The 19160-nt window shown below is 44.1% G+C and carries 18 protein-coding genes; 16 read left to right on the forward strand and 2 right to left on the reverse strand.

The genetic code is table 11. The features are described 5' to 3' along the window. Positions 1–27: 27 nt before the first annotated feature. The 10 genes from AC0YOD_RS17285 to AC0YOD_RS17330 all read left to right on the forward strand — a co-directional run bounded on the left by AC0YOD_RS17285 (position 28) and on the right by AC0YOD_RS17330 (position 9792). Positions 28–1005 (forward strand): ABC transporter permease, encoded by a 978-nt coding sequence (locus tag AC0YOD_RS17285; RefSeq protein WP_475800567.1) that lies wholly within the window; start codon positions 28–30, stop codon positions 1003–1005. A 51-nt stretch (positions 1006–1056) separates the two neighbouring features. After that, the gene (locus tag AC0YOD_RS17290) at positions 1057–1989 is read left to right on the forward strand and encodes a carbohydrate ABC transporter permease (RefSeq protein WP_475800568.1); all 933 of its coding nucleotides are present in this window, start codon (positions 1057–1059) and stop codon (positions 1987–1989) included. 85 nt (positions 1990–2074) lie between these two features. Beyond that, positions 2075–3616: an ABC transporter substrate-binding protein gene (locus AC0YOD_RS17295; protein WP_475800569.1), complete on the forward strand. Its 1542-nt coding sequence runs from the start codon at positions 2075–2077 to the stop codon at positions 3614–3616. Positions 3617–3757: 141 nt separating this feature from the next. Then, entirely contained in the window at positions 3758–5323 is a 1566-nt protein-coding gene (locus AC0YOD_RS17300) for an ABC transporter substrate-binding protein (protein WP_475800570.1), read from the forward strand. Between the two features lie 408 nt (positions 5324–5731). Next, positions 5732–6028: a LiaF transmembrane domain-containing protein gene (locus AC0YOD_RS17305; protein WP_475800571.1), complete on the forward strand. Its 297-nt coding sequence runs from the start codon at positions 5732–5734 to the stop codon at positions 6026–6028. A gap of 72 nt (positions 6029–6100) precedes the next feature. Then, a complete protein-coding gene (locus AC0YOD_RS17310; protein WP_475800572.1) occupies positions 6101–6787 on the forward strand; it encodes a PspA/IM30 family protein in 687 nt (228 codons plus the stop codon). After that, positions 6775–7257: a PspC domain-containing protein gene (locus tag AC0YOD_RS17315; RefSeq protein WP_475800573.1), complete on the forward strand. Its 483-nt coding sequence runs from the start codon at positions 6775–6777 to the stop codon at positions 7255–7257. Before AC0YOD_RS17310 ends, AC0YOD_RS17315 begins: the two co-directional genes overlap by 13 nt. A gap of 1 nt (position 7258) precedes the next feature. Continuing rightward, the gene (locus AC0YOD_RS17320) at positions 7259–7960 is read left to right on the forward strand and encodes a PspA/IM30 family protein (protein ID WP_475800574.1); all 702 of its coding nucleotides are present in this window, start codon (positions 7259–7261) and stop codon (positions 7958–7960) included. 102 nt (positions 7961–8062) lie between these two features. Then, a complete protein-coding gene (locus AC0YOD_RS17325) occupies positions 8063–9046 on the forward strand; it encodes a sensor histidine kinase (RefSeq protein ID WP_475800575.1) in 984 nt (327 codons plus the stop codon). Between the two features lie 86 nt (positions 9047–9132). Continuing rightward, the gene (locus AC0YOD_RS17330; RefSeq protein ID WP_475801022.1) at positions 9133–9792 is read left to right on the forward strand and encodes a response regulator; all 660 of its coding nucleotides are present in this window, start codon (positions 9133–9135) and stop codon (positions 9790–9792) included. A 203-nt stretch (positions 9793–9995) separates the two neighbouring features. Here the strand turns inward: AC0YOD_RS17330 and AC0YOD_RS17335 are convergent, their stop codons facing one another. Continuing rightward, on the reverse strand, positions 9996–10670 hold the full coding sequence (locus tag AC0YOD_RS17335; RefSeq protein WP_475800576.1) for a hypothetical protein: 675 nt from the start codon (positions 10668–10670) through the stop codon (positions 9996–9998). Positions 10671–10841: 171 nt separating this feature from the next. Beyond that, positions 10842–11228 (reverse strand): hypothetical protein, encoded by a 387-nt coding sequence (locus AC0YOD_RS17340; protein ID WP_475800577.1) that lies wholly within the window; start codon positions 11226–11228, stop codon positions 10842–10844. A gap of 128 nt (positions 11229–11356) precedes the next feature. Here AC0YOD_RS17340 and AC0YOD_RS17345 point away from each other — a divergent pair, with 128 nt between their 5' ends. From AC0YOD_RS17345 to AC0YOD_RS17370, 6 genes are all read left to right on the forward strand, one after another. Further along, a complete protein-coding gene (locus tag AC0YOD_RS17345; protein WP_475800578.1) occupies positions 11357–12193 on the forward strand; it encodes a YwmB family TATA-box binding protein in 837 nt (278 codons plus the stop codon). Between the two features lie 136 nt (positions 12194–12329). Beyond that, complete coding sequence (gene zwf, locus AC0YOD_RS17350; RefSeq protein WP_475800579.1) at positions 12330–13886, forward strand: glucose-6-phosphate dehydrogenase; 1557 nt, start codon at positions 12330–12332, stop codon at positions 13884–13886. A gap of 39 nt (positions 13887–13925) precedes the next feature. Then, on the forward strand, positions 13926–15512 hold the full coding sequence (locus tag AC0YOD_RS17355; protein WP_475800580.1) for a peptide chain release factor 3: 1587 nt from the start codon (positions 13926–13928) through the stop codon (positions 15510–15512). A gap of 180 nt (positions 15513–15692) precedes the next feature. After that, positions 15693–16760, forward strand: coding sequence for an undecaprenyldiphospho-muramoylpentapeptide beta-N-acetylglucosaminyltransferase (locus tag AC0YOD_RS17360; protein ID WP_475800581.1), 1068 nt, complete (start codon positions 15693–15695; stop codon positions 16758–16760). Between the two features lie 168 nt (positions 16761–16928). Next, positions 16929–17951, forward strand: coding sequence for a LacI family DNA-binding transcriptional regulator (locus tag AC0YOD_RS17365; RefSeq protein ID WP_475800582.1), 1023 nt, complete (start codon positions 16929–16931; stop codon positions 17949–17951). Between the two features lie 20 nt (positions 17952–17971). Further along, entirely contained in the window at positions 17972–19135 is a 1164-nt protein-coding gene (locus tag AC0YOD_RS17370; RefSeq protein WP_475800583.1) for a Gfo/Idh/MocA family protein, read from the forward strand. Positions 19136–19160 lie beyond the last annotated feature (25 nt).

Consider the following 19160-nt stretch of genomic DNA (forward strand, 5'->3'; position numbering starts at 1 on the left):
AGTTATAGAAAGAGGAGGGGGAAGGCGATGGCAAACCAGACGTCGGAAGCGGCTACAACCGCCTATAATCCAAAAAGCAGTATCAAGAAAATTTCGCAGCTCCGTATTTTCCGAAAATATTGGATGTTCTATGTGATGATGCTGCCGGCGATCGTGCTGCTGTTGTTGAACAATTACATTCCAATGTTCGGAATTATAATCGCGTTCAAAAACATTAACTATGCGGACGGCATATTTGGAAGTCCTTGGAGCGGGCTTAGAAACTTCGAGTATTTATTCAAAACGTCAGATGCATGGGTCATTACTCGTAATACACTGCTGTACAACTCAGGATTTATCATATTGAATCTCATTTTCCCACTGGCATTCGCGATCATGCTCAATGAAATAAGAAGCAGATTTCTCGCTAAGCTGCACCAAACGATCATGTTCTTACCTTACTTCCTGTCCATGGTCGTTATTAGCTATCTCGTATTTGGTTTCTTGAGCGATCAGCATGGTTACTTAAATACTTCTCTGCTGCCAGCGCTTGGACTTGAGCCTGTACAGTGGTATTTCACACAAAATGTGTGGCCATACATTCTGCCTATTGTAAACACATGGAAAAGCATGGGGTACTTTACCGTTATCTACATGGCAGCGATTATCGGTATCGATGATGAGTATTACGAGGCAGCAACAATAGACGGGGCAAGTAAATGGAAGCAAATGACGAGTATCACCGTTCCGTTAATTATGCCAATTATTACGATTATGACCTTGCTCCAAATAGGGAAAATATTCAATGCGGATTTTGGACTCTTCTTCCAGGTTCCAAGAGAATCAGGAGTACTGTTCCCTGTTACGAATGTTATCGACACTTACGTTTATCGTACGTTCCTGACAGTCGGCGATATTGGATTATCATCAGCAGCGGGGCTGCTGCAGTCGGTTGTCGGCTTCTCTCTCGTATTCCTTTCCAATTGGGTTGTGCGTCGAATTAATAAGGATAATGCTCTCTTTTAGCAGAAATGCTGATGCTTTGTATTTTAAAGAAAAACGTATGGAGGTGATCCTATGGAAGCAGTCGAGAAAAAATCGTCCGGGTCTAAATTGAAAAATCAATTGTCTCTCCCGGCTTCTCTAGGTATCAATATTTTCTTTATTGCTTACTCATTGCTTTGTATCATACCGCTAGTGCTGATTATTATGGTATCCATTTCCGATGAAGGAACGGTCGTAAGAGAAGGGTATCAGTTCATCCCTTCCAAGCTGGATCTAGGAGCCTATAAGTTTCTGTTTAAAGATGCTACACAAATTATTCGCTCCTACAGCATTTCTATCATGGTTACCGTTATTGGAACCGTACTAAGTCTAATCATCATGGCGCTATATGCATATCCGATATCAAGAACGGATTTCCCGCATGCTAAGTTCTTCACTTTCTTCGTATTTTTCACGATGCTGTTCTCGGGCGGATTGGTCCCATGGTATTTGGTTTATGTCCAAGTGCTTGAACTGAAAGATACCATGATGGCGCTTATTATGCCTCTTGTCGTAGCTGCTTTCTTCGTACTCATTATTCGAACGTTTTTCCAGACTACGATTCCGTCCGCGGTATTGGAGTCTGCGAAGATAGACGGAGCGGGAGAATTGACCATTTTTGCGAAAATCGTCCTGCCGCTCTCCCTTCCTGTACTTGCGACCGTAGCGCTCTTTCAGACACTTACGTACTGGAATGACTGGTTTCTCAGTCTGGTATTCATTACGAAGGATGCCAACATTACCGTTCAATATCTGATGTACAAGACGATGCTTAATATTCAGTTCCTGGCGAACAACAGCACGGCAGCCGCAGCGATCAGAGCAGCTGGAGGAGATTTTAAATTCCCGAGCGAGACTGTTCGTATGGCGATGGTTGTTGTAGGAATCGGTCCAATTATTTTCGCTTATCCATTCTTCCAAAAGTATTTTGTAAAAGGTTTGACTGTCGGCGCGGTAAAGGGTTAACACCGCCTAGCAGCGTATGGAAGGCTTTTACCGACAATGTCGGATTAGCATATAATCTTATATTTTAAAGGGAGGTCCACCCGCAATGAAGCACGTTAAACAAAAAACATCCATGCTTCTTCTTCTGATGATGGCCATCGTACTGGTTGTATCTGCATGCTCAGGAAATAGTGGCAACAAGCCTAGTGATCCGCCGAAAGAAAACGCAGCAACAAATGCACCAAAAGAGACTGAAAAATCAACTGAGTCTGATTTGAAGCCTTATGAAATTTCTTTGGTTTATCCGGGCACACCGCAAGCTGATGAGAAGAAAATTGAAGCAGCTCTAAATAAAATCCTTACGGAAAAAATTAATGCAACAATCGATCTAAGACCAATCGATTGGGGCGCATGGGACGACAAAATCAATCTGATGGTTGCTTCTAGTGAAGCGGTTGATATTGTGTTCACTGCACAATGGAACGGACATGCAAAATATGTTGCTAAAGGAGCTTTCATCGAACTTGGTGATTTGATTGATCAATACGGCCAAGGCATTAAAGATTCCCTTGATCCTGCATTTCTTGAAGGCGCAAAAATCAATGGCAAAAACTACGGCGTTCCAACAAACAAGGAGTTGGCTGCCGAAGGCGGTATCGTTTATCGTAAAGATGTAACGGATGAGCTTGGCATTGATATGAGCAATGTTAAAACACCGGCAGATCTAGATGCTGTATACGCACAAGTATTGGCTAAAAAACCGGAACTAACGCCGCTTTATACAACGGCTGGCGCTTTTAACTCCCACTTTTTTGCTAACTATGATTTCTTAGGTGATTCCACGATCCCTGGAGCCATTCTGAAGGATCTAGACAGCACAACGGTTGCACCTGCGGAACAGATTGCTCGGTACAAAGAATATTTGAATCTGACTCGTGATTACTTTAAAAAGGGTTACATTAATAAAGATGCTGCTACAACGCAAGTTTCTTCAAGCGATGCTTGGTTGGCGGGAACGGTGTTCTCAACGATTGAGCCACTAAAACCAGGTAAAGCGGATGAAATTGCAAGTGCTTCCAATCTAACTGGCAAGCTTGCACAAATCACAATGAATGAGAAGACAGTTGCTACTTCTGAAACAGCTGGCTCCATGCTCGGTATTTCCTTTACTTCGAAGGATCCAGCACGTGCTATGATGCTCATTAATCTACTGCATACCGATAAAGAGTTAAACAATATTATTAACTTCGGTATTGAGGGTGACCACTTTACACGTAATGGCGAAATCATTACAGCAACAGCAAACACAGCGAATTACAACCCAGGAGCGGCTTGGATGTTCGGCAGTCAGTTCTTGAACTATGTATGGAGTACGGAAGACCCAGAAAAATGGGCTAAATTCAAAGAGTTTAACCAAAATGCTAAAATCTCTCCAGGACTAGGCTTTGTATTTGATAGCGAACCGGTCAAAGCGGAGGTTGGTGCTCTGGCAAACGTTATTCGTCAGTATCAAAGAGCACTTGAAACAGGCTCAGTAGATGTCGATAAAGCACTGGCTGAATATGAGGCAAAACTCAAAGAAGCAGGCGTTGACAAGGTTGTAGCTGAGAAGCAAAAACAATTTGATGCGTTTTTGGCAAGTAAATAGGAAGTATATAGGAGTTAAATAGTCAAAACCCGCATCTCTATAAAGAGATGCGGGTTTTTCTTGCTTGCATTTTTTTGTTTATTCTTTACAATTAAACTAGCATCTTCAAATCAGAGCATCCAATTAGGGGGCAAATTCAATATGGCCCGATCAATGAGCCGTTTATTTCGTGCAAGGATCATTCTGATGGTCTGTTTCATTTGGATTTCTGCGTGTTCGAATGGGACAGATGAGCTTTCTTCCCAAAATAATGAAACGAATATAAGTATGAATACAGAAAATGAAAGCGCTTCACACAAAAATGATAAATCAGATGTGATAGATAATTCAGAACCATATACGATCAAGTTTGTTTACACAGGATCACCGCAGCATGATAAGGAAGAAATTGAGGCGGCCATGAATGCCTACCTAGTAGATAAGATCAATGCCAAAATAGATCTTATGCCGATAGATTGGGGCCCTTGGGACGATAAGATCAATCTAATGATCGCCTCGCGTGAAAAGGTGGATATTATATTTACAGCGCAATGGAATAAGCATGCAGTAAATGTGTCAAAAGGAGCTTTTCTTGAGCTAGATGATTTGCTGGAGCAGTATGGGCAAGGGATTTTGCAATCACTTGATTCTGTATTTTTAGAGGGAGCAAAAATCGACGGGAAGAACTACGCGGTTCCCACAAATAAAGAGTTTGCGGCACAGGGTGGAATCATATACCGCTCCGATATTGCGGAGGAATTAGGTATAGATATGTCGACGGTCAAATCGATTAGCGACTTGGATGCCGTTTATCAAATTATTCTTGAGAAGAAACCGGAAATGACACCTTTATATATGAAGCTCGGTGAAACCTTCAATACGCATTATATCGGAAATTTCGATGCTCTTGGCGATACGTCGATTCCTGGTATTATTTTGAAAGATGGAGATAGTACAAAGGTGATGCCTAATTATGAGGTGGAACGGTATGTGGATACGCTGCACATTACACGCCAATTTTTCAAAAAAGGGTATATTAATAAGGACGCTGCTACAAATCAAACGATGAATATGGATGCCATGCGATCGGGCGATGTCTTTTCAATTACAGCAGCTTTAAAACCAGGGAAAAACGAAGAGCTTGCGATGCAAACGAATTTGATAGGCAAGCTGGCTCAATTGGAATTGAATGTGAAGACGATTGCAACTTCCGAAACGGCGGGTTCGATGCTAGGTATTTCCTCAACCTCGCAAGATCCGGTGCGCGCTATGTTGTTTATTAATTTGCTTCATACGGATAAGTACTTAAATAATTTATTGAACTATGGAATTGAAGGCACGCACTATATAAAGATAAACGATAAAGTCATTACATCTACAGATCAAACAAAGGATTATAATCCCAGCTCGAACTGGATGTTTGGCAATCAGTTTTTGAACTATGTGTGGGATACGGAGAATCCGGATAAGTGGGAAAATTTCCATGAGTTTAATCAGAATGCGAAGCTGTCTCCTGGACTTGGCTTTATCTTCGACGGTAATGCTGTAAGAGCTGAGATTGCTGCAGTCGTAAATGTGGATCGTCAATATCAGACGGCACTTGAGACCGGCTCTGTTGATGTTGATAAAGTATTGCCAGAGTATATAGAGAGACTTAAAGCTGCTGGAATCGAGAAGATTGTTGCAGAAAAGCAGAAGCAATTCAATGTCTTTCTCGCTGATAAATAGAATGAAGATGAAGAAAGTGCCGATTAAGCGACAGACGCTATCCCGGCACTTTTTTCATAGCAACAACGTTTATTTCGATTGTATTTCCATAGAAAATAAAGAGATATTCCCAGTGTTTGTTTTTGATAGTGTCTACGCTTACTCCACCATTTACGTAGATACCTCCTGTGCTGGTACAACTTAGCATAGGCTAAATGCAGTTTAAGCTTTAAAATAGGAGTAAATATCAAATAACAGCACCATAGACTGGCTAACGACTCGACCTAAGTCTAGTTAAGAAACCGCCGAAAGTCCGTTTTAGAAAAGGGGAAATTGATCTAAACTAAGTACATAAGCAAGAGCAACACTCACTCGGCTGATAAGCAATAATGAAAAAAATCTAAAAGTAGAGAGGAGAATGAATAGGATATGAATGGAAAAAGTGCGTTAGGTGCACTGCTGGTCATTGTCGGCGGTATCGCGGTACTTAATTTTCTCGGCATTAATTTCGGATGGATAGTCAGTCTATTGCTTCCGTTCATCTTTATCGGACTTGGTGTCGTTGGTTGGATGAACAACAAAAAAGGGCTAGGCGGTGTTCTCATCGTCGTCGGTACAATTATGTTGCTTGGTAAGCTCGGCGGTATTCTCATGCTGCTGATTGCCATTGGTCTAATTGTTGCAGGAGTCAGCCTTTTCAAAAGAGATAATCGCAGATCTTACTAAGATCTGCGAGCAAGGATAGAGGGTTTAAAGGAAGAAACTTTTTGCTTAGCCATACATGAAGGAGGATAAGGAATGAGCATTTTGAAACGGGTACGTGATATTACAGCAGCTACATTAAATGAAAGACTGGAGAAGTCAGAGGATCCAGTGCGGTTGATTGATCAGTTTCTCTGGTCGACTCGTGAAGATATTATTGGAGCAGAAAAGCTTTATCAACAATATGCGGGCCATAGCAACCATTTAAAGGCACAATGGCTTCAAGCAGAAGCGATGAAAGAAAAACGTGAGAATCAAGCATTAACTGCTCTTAAAGCGGGTGAAGAGCAGCTGGCTCGGATTGCATTGCATGAGAAAGCCACTGCAGAAGAACGCTCTAATCAATATCGTGATCTTTATGAGCAAAGCAGATTGAATACAAGCGACCTTGAGGATCAGCTTCGTGAGATGCGCAGCGAGTATCAATCGGTCTATGATAAACGTGAATATTATGCGGCTCGCATGGAGTCACTCAGACTTCAGCAACGTATGAACAGTCGATATAACAGCGGTATTGGTGAGCAAGGGGTTCAATCAGGCTCCGTATTTAGAAGACTTGAAGATCGCATTAGCGGAATGGAGCATGAGGCCAAGAGCCTGCGCGAAATTCGCAGAATGGGTCAGGAATTTGTATCGGAAGCGGGCAACACCGTACAATCCGTTATCGAACGAGAGCTGGAGCAGTTGAAGCGAAAGCTTGAGAAAGAAGGATGGAAGTCTTGAAAAAATTTTATCGCTCCTCACGCGACAAGAAGTTGTTTGGTCTTTGCGGCGGATTAGCGGAAATGATAAATGTAGACGCAACGCTGCTTAGGATATTACTTATCGTTGTAACTATCTTTTCAAGTGGTTTAATTATTCTGATCTATATCATAGCGGGCTTGGTTGTACCCAAGGAACCACCATTTTATTCAAACTTTAACCCGAACGGTTTCGGTGATGGACACGGTGGAAACGGTGGACATGGTGGATACAATCCAGGCTTCGGTTCACAGCCGCAATATGGCGGTCCATACAAAAACCCACCGCAAGCGCCGGGCTCATGGGGTCAAACACAGCCATCGGCAGCGCCGCAAGCATCAACATCGACTCAGTTCGATAATATGATGGATGATTTAGAGAAAAAAGCATTACGTCGGGAAATTGCAGAATTGAAAGCCAAAATCGCTCAAATTGAGAAGGGAGATTTATAAAATGGGAATTTTTAAACGTATGAAGGATATGACAAAGGCATCGGTAAATGAGGCATTGGATAAAATTGAAGATCCAATTATTATGTTGAATCAATATCTACGTGATATGGAATCTGAAATACATCAAGCTGAGGTTACCGTAGCAAAGCAAATGGCTAATGAGCGTCGTGTGAAGCAGCGCCTTGAGGAAGCTGTACGCAGCGTTGCTGATCGTGAATCGAAGGCTGAGGCAGCTCTTAGAGCGGGCCAAGAGGAGCTTGCGCGCAAGCTGCTGGAAGAGAAGCTTTACTTTGATCAAAAAGTAACGGAATATGTAGATATGCATGCGCAAGCCAAGGGGCAAGCGGAAGAATTGATGCAACAGCTGCACACGATGAAGGATGAGTTCTACCAATTGCGCAACAAGCGCAATGAGCTTGCTTCACGCGCTCAAGTTGCCAAAGCTCAAAAACAAATGGCTCAGCTTTCTGCCAACCATACCATTGACAGCGGCTCAGCATCGAGAGGCTTCTACCGTATGGAGGAGAAAATCATGCAGCTTGAAGCTGAAGCTGATGTGCTCCGCACTCCTTCTTCTTACAGCAACCCAGCAAGCAGCTTTAATGTAGCAGATGCAGAAAAGCAAAATAAAGTGGATGAGCAGCTGCAAGCGCTCAAAAACAAATTGAATCCAACAACTTCACTAAGCAAAAAAGACGAATAGTATTCGAAATAATGAAAGAAGCAGACCAATTACTGGTCTGCTCTTTCATGCTTTAATATGAACATAAATATTAGAATGAACACATAGGGGGATGTGAGCCGTATGGAGAAGGGCAAGGGTCAGGAGCAACCGAATCATGCGGCCCGCAGGCGAAATGTTACGGAAACCATATTATGGCTTCTAATAATCATTAGTTTAGTAGTGATTGTGCTGCAAGGGATTGGTTATGTTGAGCTATTTACGCTGCAAGGCAAGTGGGCAGTCATTGGTCTAACGATCGTCGGAGCGGGTTTGGCTGCTGCAGCGCTGAACGGATACATGCAAAACTCAAGGCTGAAGGCAGCCGTTAAGCGGCTCTCTGAGCAGCAGAAGAAAAGACATTTCACAGTTACATTGAGTAACGGCGAGGCGGCAGAGAACGAAATGTCGGAGCAGGAGCAGGTTGATCCCAACTGGACCAAAAAAGTGAAGTTCACAGCGGTAATAGAGGAAAGACAAAGATTGGCGCGTGAGCTGCATGATGCCGTAAGCCAGCAGCTATTTGCCATCTCTATGACGGCGACGGCTGTAAGCCGAACGATTGATCGTGACTGGGAACGTGCCAAACGCCAGGTTCAGCTTATTGAAGAGATGGCTGCCGTTGCGCAATCAGAAATGAGAGCGCTGCTGCTTCATCTTCGCCCTGTTCATCTTGATGGGAAAAACCTAGGACAGGCTCTCACAGTACTGGTGGATGAGCTTAAGCAGAAGGTTCCAATGACCATTACTCTTGAAGTTGATGATACAATAGTATTGCCTCCAAATACGGAGGATCATCTATTCCGAATTGCACAGGAGGCATTATCCAATACCCTTCGTCATTCCAAGGCCGACAGCATGGATATTCGGCTTGTGCGTACGGGAGACCAGGTTTTTATGAGCTTGCAGGATAGCGGAGTTGGCTTCGACCTTGAAGCGAAGAAGCAAACTTCTTATGGCCTACTCACGATGGAAGAACGTGTAAATGAGCTGGGCGGGTCCTTGAAAATGATCTCAAAGGTCGGGGAAGGAACTTGCATTCAAATTTGGGTTCCAACGGATGTATAAAGGGAATAGGAATAATAGTGTAGAAATAAGGATTTATAGGATGAAGTTATTCGTTTAAAACATAGGCGGTGTAAAAGGTGGAAGCAATGGATCAATTGAGTCAGCCGATTAAGGTTCTGCTTGTTGATGATCATGAAATGGTACGGATAGGTCTCGCAGCTGTGCTCGATACAGAAGATGGGATTGAGGTAGTTGGGGAAGCTAGCAACGGGATGGACGGCATTCGATTAGCACAGGCATATAAGCCCGATGTCGTGCTTATGGATTTGGTAATGGACGGGATGGACGGTGTTGAGACGACAGCAAAGCTGCTAGAGCTCTATCCGGAGTGCAAAGTTATTGTATTAACGAGCTATTTGGATGACAGCAAGCTTTACCCGGTCATTGAAGCTGGTGCGTTCAGCTACTTGTTGAAAACATCGCGTGCGACGGAAATTGCGGATGCAATCCGTGCCGCAGCTCGGGGACAATCGGTACTGGAATCACAAGTCGCAGCGAAAATGATGAATCGTTTCCGACAGCCGAAGCAGCAAGCGCAAGCAGCGCTGCATGAGGAACTGACAGAGCGTGAGATGGATGTGCTTAAGCGAGTGGCACAAGGACGCTCCAATCAAGAAATTGCAGATGAATTGTTTATTGGCATCAAGACGGTTAAATTTCATATTACGAATATTTTTAATAAGCTGGAAGTGGAAGACCGTACACAGGCAGCTATATATGCGTTAAAGCAAGGGATAGCCGATTAGGCTTCCTATCATAAAAAGCATTCTATTAACCGGCAAACCAATCAATAGGGTTATGCCGGTATTTGCTTTTCATTTTTTAGTAAGGAAATGGCGTGAATACATCTATTTATGTGGTTTATTTTAGAAAATGTTGAAGGATAAGGGATAAAAGATAACGAATATTACTAATAAGAGAGTCAGTTGATTACATGACTATTAGTAAATTACAAGGATTGATTAAAGATTAATCCGGCATTCGGCAACGGCATATACGTTTGCAAAGAGCCATAATAGGCGGTATAGGGAAGACTAGTCATAATATGCGGCTGTACAAGATCAGCTGCCTTCTGATAATCCGCAAACTGTAAAGCATCCCTCAGCCTCGTAAGCAAACCATCTGAGCCAAGAAGCAGACGTTTTATTTGTATAGATTGATGGAAGGTTTTGACCGAAACGGATTGGATGGTCCATAACGCTGTTTCTTGGCTGCGCTGCAGGACAAGCATCCTCGAGGCAGGGTGCTCCAGTGCCCTTTCAATGCGGTCCCAAAGCTCCGGTATCAAATCACCAGAATGCTGATTGTATTGCGATTCCAAATCATTAAGTAATGGTGGAATTTTATGAATGCTCTCATCAATCGAAACCCCAGCTCGCAACTGTCTGCCAAGCTGCCAGCTTATTCGCTCCAATTCACCTTTCGCTTCCTTAATGCTTTGAAGCCAGATTGCCAAGCTGTTCGCGGCTTGCTCGTACACAATATTTAGATCGTTGTCCATATAAGGAGGAAGCTGTGTCTCGCCATCTCGATAGGGATAATACGCATAAGGACTTATAGGCTGTATAGGTGAAAAAGCAGTCGAACGTTCAATTCCTCTAATAGATCGAATAGAAGAGCTCATATTGAAATTCTCCTTTCTAAATTAAAGTGATTCTGCTTAACAAAATTCCGTATAACGTCAGCTTAATGCATGTTTCATGCAAAAACTGTAGAAACGTGTAAGTGCCTATGTAACGGGTTTATAAAAATAGAAAAAGCGGCGTATCTCCTTAGAGCGTTGCCGCTTATATTTCTACAAAAGCAAAAATAAGAATGCAATTAAAGCGAAATCAAGCAGAAGCGGTCCGCCCCATGGATTGTAATTTTGGTATCCATAGTCATATCCATCTGGATCATAGGGATAAGCTTGCTGCGTTTGCGCTTGTATTTTACCGGAAAGATGATCGGCCGCTTTACTACCTTTACCACCCTTTTTCTTCTTTGAAACGCTTGGCTGTGCTTTCATTAAAGTTGCTTCCGGTCCCTGTTTCGAACTTGCATCCCCATTAAGACAAACTTGACCGTTCTGACATGAGCTAAGAATACCAACATGACGTGTACCATCATTCATAATGACACAAACGGGAAGTCCGCAATATCTTGAAACGACATCCTCATGTAATGGATAAACTTGTTCCATACGCTCTCTGACACCTCCTACAGAATTGCAATGCAAGTTTCGATAATATTATTCTGCAACCAGTGTATTCACCTAGAGGCAAACGCGTATAGACGTATACCTAATTGTTGAGAATAGGAGCGTTAATTATGATTATTTATAAAGAATCGACGTTCTCCAAAAATCAATTAACGATGAAACAGCGAGTCAGAAGAACGCGGATAGGTATTATGCTTGCTTTGCTTGTTATTTTAATCGGTGCTGCAATGGCGTTATGGCAAGGGGATCGCGGGCAAAAAGAAACAAAGAGCGACAGTGGACTGCTGACCCATGATTTGCAGACATTATGGGATTGGAGCAATGGTGAGCTTCAAAATGGTTCTAAGACTGCCGAATGGACTGTGCGCTGGGATGCTAGAGGCAATCTTGGAGCGATGAATCAGCTTGGTGAGAAGCTGTTCCATGACGAAAAGGGCGGAATGGTGGAAAAGCTCGTTAAAAATGATGGGAAGACGATTACAGGAGTCGTTCCAGCGTTGGGAGGACGGGTTTCCATTAGTCTTATTGAAACCGATTCAAACAGCGAACAGTTAATGATGCTGCTGGAGACAAATGCGAAAATGCTGCAGGATAAAAACATGCTTCTAAATGCAGCAGAACGAATTTCGAAGGAGCTGGAGCTCTTAACGACAACATTTACAAGCAGTATGAAGGTACAGGGCTTTACGGATAATAAGCATGCTGCAGAGGGTCTAAAAAAGGATGCGAATGCGAAGGAAATTGATCGTTTTGAAGATCAAGGAACGATTAGTGAGACCTTATATTCGGGTATGCTTCGCTCCAGCATTAAGGCTGGGGGCGGTAAATCGGCGAATTTGCAAATAGCGGTCCACAAGGAGTCGAATTCTGGGAAAATAGCTTTAACAATCGGAATCCCACTAATTACAGGTGATTACAGCGTTATACCGCAGAACGAGCTTCCGTAAAAAGAGGACTGATTAGAATAAATTAGGTTCTTTATCAGTATTTTTTATGCTGGGTTGAATAGCGATTTAAGGATGAATATGCTAAACTACATATCATGCAAAGCTGTATACAAATTCATAGGAAAGAATGAGGCAAATGACCTATAATAATAATCTAGAATCCGTCGCCACAGAGGGCGCAGTCTATTATTTGTTCGGAGCAACTGGCGATTTAGCAAGACGCAAGCTGTTTCCTGCCCTTTTCAGTTTATATAAAGAAGGCAAACTTACAGAAAACTTCGCAGTTGTAGGTCTAGCTCGTCGTCCTCGGACAAATGAGCAGTTCCGTGAAGATCTGTATAACTCCATTGTTGAATTTTGTCGTTACAAAGTGGACGATAGAGAGCTTTGGAATCGTTTTGCAGAGCATTTTGTATACATGTCACTTGATATTAACGATGTGGAAGGCTTCCGCGAGCTTAGCCGCTTATCGGAGCAATTAGACGTGAAATTTAATATTCCGGGGAACCGTTTATTTTACTTGGCGCTTGCGCCGTCCCTGTTCGGACCTGTTTCATTCAATCTGCGCGACGGCGGTCTGTTGGAATCCAGCGGCTGGCATCGTGTAGTCATTGAGAAGCCATTTGGTTATGATCTGCCTTCCGCTCAAAAGTTGAATGAACAAATCAACCAAGTGTTCAAAGAAGAAGAAATTTACCGGATTGACCATTACCTGGGTAAAGAAATGGTTCAAAATATTCAAGTTATTCGTTTTGCGAATGCATTTTTTGAGCCGCTATGGAATAATAACCATATTGCGAACGTTCAAATCACGTTATCAGAAACAGTTGGCGTTGAAGATCGCGGCGGCTATTATGATAAATCGGGCGCATTGCGTGATATGGGTCAAAACCATATGCTTCAAATGCTCACAATGATCGCTATGGAGCCGCCAAGCCGCTTGCACGGAGAAGATATTCGTGACGAGAAGGTTAAAGTGCTTCGTTCATTGCGCAATTATACGACAAGTGAAGATGTGCGAGAGAAGGTTGTTCGCGGACAATACAGCCAAGGCAGCTTGAAAGGCAAAGAATTACTTGGCTATCGCCAAGAGGATTCAGTTGGTGAGGAATCAACGACTGAAACTTATTTTGCCGCAAAAGTAAGTGTAGACAATTTCCGTTGGGCTGGCGTGCCATTCTATATCCGTACAGGCAAACGTCTACCGGTAAAGACGACAGAGATTGTTATTGAATTCAAGTCCATGCCGCAAAATGTTTTGTTTGCACAGCGTCATGATCTAGCTCCGAACTTGCTTGTTATTCGGGTTAATCCGCTGGAAGGCATCTATATTAAAGTAAATGCCAAAACACCAGGCGAAAATAATGCAATTCAGCCGGTAGCGATGGAATTTTGCCAAAGCTGCCAAATCGGCTTGAATACACCTGAAGCATACGAGCGTCTTATTCATGATGCAGTACGCGGCGATTCTACCTATTTCACTCGTTGGGATGAAGTTTCCCAAGCATGGGCGTTTGTAGACCGTATTGCGCAAGCATGGCGTGAAGATAAATCCGATCTGAAGCAATATCCTGCTGGATCTTGGGGTCCAGAAGCAGCAGATCAGCTGCTTGCAGAGGATGGTTTCCACTGGTGGCCGGTTAATGGTCAAGAGGAAGACAAAGTTATATGGGTATCGAACAGCGAACATTAATCGCTGCTGAATATCCTGCTTAATGAAGGGAAGTCAAGCATGAGCCAATCGTTAAAGGAAGAAATTAAACAGGAAGTAGATAAGCGCCGCACATTCGCAATTATCTCTCATCCCGATGCTGGTAAAACGACTCTAACTGAGAAGCTCCTCCTATTTGGTGGAGCCATTCGTCTTGCAGGATCTGTCAAAGCGCGTAAAGCGAACCGTCACGCAACATCTGACTGGATGGAAATTGAGAAACAACGGGGGATCTCGGTAACATCGAGCGTAATGCAGTTCGATTATTTGGGACATCGCGTCAACATTCTTGATACGCCTGGTCACCAAGATTTCAGTGAGGACACTTATCGTACACTGACTGCTGCCGATAGCGCCGTCATGCTTATTGACGTAGCTAAAGGTGTGGAAGCACAGACGATTAAGCTGTTCCAGGTATGCCGCAAACGCGGTATTCCGATTTTTACTTTTATCAATAAGCTAGACCGTGAAGGACAAAGTCCATTTGATTTGATGGAGGAGCTGGAGCGGGTGCTAGGCATTCGCGCAGTGCCGATGAACTGGCCGATCGGTATGGGCCGCGAGCTTTGCGGCGTATACGATCGTTCGAAATCACAGGTTGAGCTGTTCCAAGGCAATGATCATTCTACAATCGAGGTTCGTCCTGTAAGCGACTATAATGATCCGATCATTCGTGAAATGGCTGGCGATTATTTGACCGATCAGCTGATTGGCGATTTAGAGCTGCTTGATGTTGCAGGCGATCAATTTGATTATGAAAAGGTACGGGCAGGGGAACTAACTCCTGTGTTCTTCGGAAGCGCAGTTAATAACTTCGGCGTACAAACCTTCTTGGAAAACTTCCTGCAGCTGGCGCCAAAGCCGACGTCGCGTATTAGTACGACAGGTATGGTAGAGCCAACGAATGAAAAGTTTTCCGGCTATGTATTTAAAATTCAAGCGAACATGAACCCGGCGCATCGCGATCGTATCGCATTCCTTCGTATTTGCTCAGGCAAATTCGAGAGGGGTATGAGTGTCCGTCATGTGCGTAACGGAAAAGATATTAAGCTCGCGCAGCCTCAGCAATTTCTAGCGCAGGATCGTGATATTGTCGATACGGCTTATCCGGGCGATATTATCGGCTTGTTTGATCCGGGTATTTTCCGAATCGGAGATTCATTGTCGCAGGGTGCAGAGGTTGTATTCGATGAGCTGCCTACGTTCTCTCCAGAGATATTTGCTAAAGTAACCGTGAAGAACGCACTGAAGCATAAGCAATATCAGAAGGGGATCGACCAGCTAACCGAAGAGGGCACCATTCAAGTGTTCCATTCAACAGGCAACTTCGATGAGACGATTCTTGGGGTAGTTGGGCAATTGCAATTCGAGGTATTTGAACACCGGATGAGAGCAGAGTATGGTGTAGAAATTCAACTGCATCGTATGACATTCCAATTTGCTCGCTGGATCGTTGATGATAACATTGATCCAAGCAAATTCCGTATTAATACGACACTCGTTAAGGACAAGAAGAACAATTATGTTGTCTTGTTTGAGAATGAATATGCAATGCGGACCGCGATGGACAAAAACCCTACTTCTAAGTTTTTGGAAACCGCTCCTTAATGGCAAGGTCATAATGGCAATGCAAGCATCCCCAGCCAAAAGCGAAGCATTCTTTGCGGCAGGGGATGCTTTTTTTTGCGCATATATTGGAAACAGTTATGAATCTATTGATTTCAGTGCTAAATCATGATTTTAGCCGTATAATAAGTGGATAAATGATGAATAGGTGGCTAGGCATCCATGAAAAAAATTATGTTCACCGGGGGCGGCTCGGCCGGACACGTTACCGTTAATATGGCCTTGATCCCACATTTTGTAGAAGCGGGCTGGTCGGTTCAATATATCGGATCGGAGAGCGGCATTGAAAGGCAGCTCATCTCCACGATTCCGGAGGTTAACTATTTTGCGATAGCAACAGGAAAGCTCAGAAGGTATATGGATATTCAGAATGTGAAGGATCCCTTCAAGGTCGTAAAAGGGCTCTATCAGGCATATCGGCTCATAAAAAAGAATAAGCCTAATGTGATCTTCTCCAAAGGCGGATTTGTTTCGGTTCCTGTTGTTATAGGTGCCTGGTTAAATCGAGTACCCGTACTTATTCACGAGTCTGATCTGACACCGGGGCTTGCTAATCGGATTTCAATTCCTTTTGCAACCGGCGTATGCACGACTTTCCCAGAAACGGGCAGCATGCTGAAGGAGAGAAAATCTCGCCATGTAGGCGCGGTTATTCGTGAAGAGGTAAAGCAGGGGGATGCTGATCGCGGCAGAGCCTACTGCGGGTTTACAAAGAATAAACCGGTTATATTGATCATGGGTGGCAGTCTTGGCTCCCGTAAGATCAATCAGACGGTCAGAGAAGCATTGACGAGATTGACTAAGCAGTTTCAAATCGTACATTTATGCGGCAAAAAACAAGTCGATACTTCTATTGTTGAGCCCGGATATAAGCAATTTGAATATGTAAATGAGCAGCTTCCAGATGTTTTGGCGATGGCGGATGTCGTCGTGTCCCGTGCAGGCTCGAATTCTATATTTGAATTTTTGGAGCTAAAAAAACCGATGCTGCTCATCCCTTTAACGAAGGAACAGAGCAGAGGCGATCAGATCTTGAACGCACAATCATTTGAGAAGTCAGGCTATTGCAAGGTTCTCTATGAAGAGAAAATGACGGCAGGCACTCTGATTAAAGAAATTGAACAGCTGTATGACAATAGGCAGGATTATATTCAACAAATGAATCAGAATAAAGACGAGAATGCTCTAGCTTCCGTTTTTGATTGGATCAATGAGATTGCCAAAAAATAATCTTCGCAACGTGTAGGTTTATAATAACTAGCGATCTGAACCATTTCTTATAGTGGGTTGGATCGCTTTTTTATGTGAAAAGCATATTGACGCTAAAATGTTTTCATGCAATAATGTACGCGTGTACATTAAACGTTTTTATTTGAAATATAGTTTTTCAGGAGGCAATTGATCATTAGCAGGAAAGACGTAGCAAAGCTGGCTGGCGTATCGGAGGCGACTGTATCACGAGTATTAAATGATGTCGGTCCCATCAAGCAGGAGACTAAGGATCGGGTTCTGCGTGCCGCTGCGGAGCTAGGGTATGTCCCTAGTGCGCTGGCACAACAATTCGCAAGAAGAAAGAGTGGGAATATCGGTGTTATCCTGCCTTTTGTTCCGAAGGTGCATCTATTTTCAACCTACTACTTCTCGGAAATTTTAAGCGGAATTGGGGAGACGGCGAAGCGCTGCGGCTATGATCTGCTGCTCATCTTTAGAGAACCGGACGGCGTGAGAGATTACGCAAAGCTGTTTCGGGCGCATAAGATAGATGCTTGTATTGTTCTAGGGTCAGAAGATGTGCCAGAGGAACGTGCTGCGCTTGCGGAGCTGAAGGAGGGAGGCTATCCCTTCTGTCTCGTCAATCAAAGATATGACGGGGAATGCTACTGGACGGTTGATGCTGACCATGCTGCGGGGAGCAGAGACGCTGTAACGCATCTGATCCAGCAAGGAAAGAAGAATATAGCGTTCGTGAATGGTCCATCGCAATATTCGAATAGTGCGGATAGACTTGAAGGCTATAAGAGAGCGCTGAATGAAGCTGGTATTCCCTACAAACAAGAGCTTGTTTACATGGGCAATTATAGCAGGAAGAGCGGAAGCCAGCATGCAGAGGGAATTGCAGCAGGTATAGCATCAGGAAGCATTGATGCTGTATTTGCGGCAAATGATCGTATGGCGATTGGTTTGATGCAGGGATTGCGCCAGCTCTCGCTAGAGGCGGGCGTGAACTATTCTTTGGTCGGATACGATGATTCCGACGGCTCACGAATTATGAGTCCGCAGTTGTCCACGGTAGCAGTTCCCTTTTATGAGATGGGGAAGCTGGCAGCTGCTAGACTGCTTGATCAGGAGCATAAGGAGCAGTCCAATCAGGATGCCCAGGAAATGCTGCCTGTAAGCTTCATTCAAAGGGAAACATCTTAAAAATGAGAGGCGGTTCCACAATGGATAAAGTAAGAGTAGGTATGGTTGGCTATAAATTTATGGGTAAAGCGCATAGCAATGCTTATCGTGCACTTCCCATGTTCTTCCCAAACGCGATTAAGCCGGAAATGAAAGCTATTTGCGGTCGTGATCCAGAGGGCGTTGAGCAAGCTCGCGTGCAGTTCGGCTGGGAAAGCGCAGAGACGGATTGGAAGGCGCTCATTGCTCGCGACGATATTGATCTCATAGATATTAATGCCCCAAGTGATGCGCATAAGGAAATTGCACTCGCAGCGGCAGCAGCCGGCAAGCATATCTTCTGCGAGAAGCCTTTGGCACTTACGCTGGAGGATTCACGCGAAATGCTGGAAGCGGCTGAAAAGGCTGGCGTAAAGCATATGGTTGGCTTTAACTATCGTTTTTCACCGGCTGTGCAGCTTGCAAAAAAGCTCATTTCCGATGGGCGAATCGGTGAGATCTATCATTTCCGAGCCATGTTTCTGCAGGATTGGATCATTGATCCAAACTTCCCTCTCGTATGGCGTCTTCAGAAGGATATTGCAGGCTCTGGCTCGCATGGCGATCTAGGTGCTCATCTTATCGATATGGCGCGCTTCCTTGTTGGCGAATTTGACGAGGTAATCGGCATGAATAAGACATTTGTGAAGGAACGTCCGATTGCTACTGCGATGACTGGACTGAGCGCAAAGGGCAGCGCGGATGCGCCGCGCGGTGAGGTTACGGTGGATGATGCCACCTTATTCATGACCCGCTTTGCTGGCGGGGCGCTGGGGAGCTTTGAGGCTACACGCTTCGCTGCTGGACACCGCTGTACGAACAGCTTCGAAATCAATGGCAGCAAAGGAAGCATTAAGTTTGATTTTGAGCGCATGAATGAGCTTCAAGTTTATTTCACTGATGATGCAGAGGATGTACAAGGCTTCCGACGCGTGCTTGCGACTGATCCTTCGCATGCGTATATGGACGCATGGTGGCCAGCTGGGCATACCATTGGTTTCGAGCACACATTCACTCATGAAATACATGAGCTAATGGCGGCATTTGCTGAGGATCGTCAGCCGGCACCGAATTTCGTAGACGGCGTGAAATGCCAAGAGGTGCTGGAGGCGGTTGATCTGTCTATTGCAGAGCGTCGCTGGGTTTCCATTAGTGAGTTGTCATAAGAGAAACACAATAGAGCTGGATAGA

The sequence above is a fragment of the Paenibacillus sp. J31P13 genome (assembly GCF_056269295.1).

What these genes read in the sequence shown, in the direction of transcription:
- AC0YOD_RS17285 (WP_475800567.1), top strand. Translation starts at nt 28, where the DNA reads ATGGCAAACCAGACGTCGGAAGCGGCTACAACCGCCTATAATCCAAAA.
- AC0YOD_RS17290 (WP_475800568.1), top strand. Translation starts at nt 1,057, where the DNA reads ATGGAAGCAGTCGAGAAAAAATCGTCCGGGTCTAAATTGAAAAATCAA.
- AC0YOD_RS17295 (WP_475800569.1), top strand. Translation starts at nt 2,075, where the DNA reads ATGAAGCACGTTAAACAAAAAACATCCATGCTTCTTCTTCTGATGATG.
- AC0YOD_RS17300 (WP_475800570.1), top strand. Translation starts at nt 3,758, where the DNA reads ATGGCCCGATCAATGAGCCGTTTATTTCGTGCAAGGATCATTCTGATG.
- AC0YOD_RS17305 (WP_475800571.1), top strand. Translation starts at nt 5,732, where the DNA reads ATGAATGGAAAAAGTGCGTTAGGTGCACTGCTGGTCATTGTCGGCGGT.
- AC0YOD_RS17310 (WP_475800572.1), top strand. Translation starts at nt 6,101, where the DNA reads ATGAGCATTTTGAAACGGGTACGTGATATTACAGCAGCTACATTAAAT.
- AC0YOD_RS17315 (WP_475800573.1), top strand. Translation starts at nt 6,775, where the DNA reads ATGGAAGTCTTGAAAAAATTTTATCGCTCCTCACGCGACAAGAAGTTG.
- AC0YOD_RS17320 (WP_475800574.1), top strand. Translation starts at nt 7,259, where the DNA reads ATGGGAATTTTTAAACGTATGAAGGATATGACAAAGGCATCGGTAAAT.
- AC0YOD_RS17325 (WP_475800575.1), top strand. Translation starts at nt 8,063, where the DNA reads ATGGAGAAGGGCAAGGGTCAGGAGCAACCGAATCATGCGGCCCGCAGG.
- AC0YOD_RS17330 (WP_475801022.1), top strand. Translation starts at nt 9,133, where the DNA reads ATGGATCAATTGAGTCAGCCGATTAAGGTTCTGCTTGTTGATGATCAT.
- AC0YOD_RS17335 (WP_475800576.1), bottom strand. Translation starts at nt 10,670, where the DNA reads ATGAGCTCTTCTATTCGATCTATTAGAGGAATTGAACGTTCGACTGCT.
- AC0YOD_RS17340 (WP_475800577.1), bottom strand. Translation starts at nt 11,228, where the DNA reads ATGGAACAAGTTTATCCATTACATGAGGATGTCGTTTCAAGATATTGC.
- AC0YOD_RS17345 (WP_475800578.1), top strand. Translation starts at nt 11,357, where the DNA reads ATGATTATTTATAAAGAATCGACGTTCTCCAAAAATCAATTAACGATG.
- zwf (WP_475800579.1), top strand. Translation starts at nt 12,330, where the DNA reads ATGACCTATAATAATAATCTAGAATCCGTCGCCACAGAGGGCGCAGTC.
- AC0YOD_RS17355 (WP_475800580.1), top strand. Translation starts at nt 13,926, where the DNA reads ATGAGCCAATCGTTAAAGGAAGAAATTAAACAGGAAGTAGATAAGCGC.
- AC0YOD_RS17360 (WP_475800581.1), top strand. Translation starts at nt 15,693, where the DNA reads ATGAAAAAAATTATGTTCACCGGGGGCGGCTCGGCCGGACACGTTACC.
- AC0YOD_RS17370 (WP_475800583.1), top strand. Translation starts at nt 17,972, where the DNA reads ATGGATAAAGTAAGAGTAGGTATGGTTGGCTATAAATTTATGGGTAAA.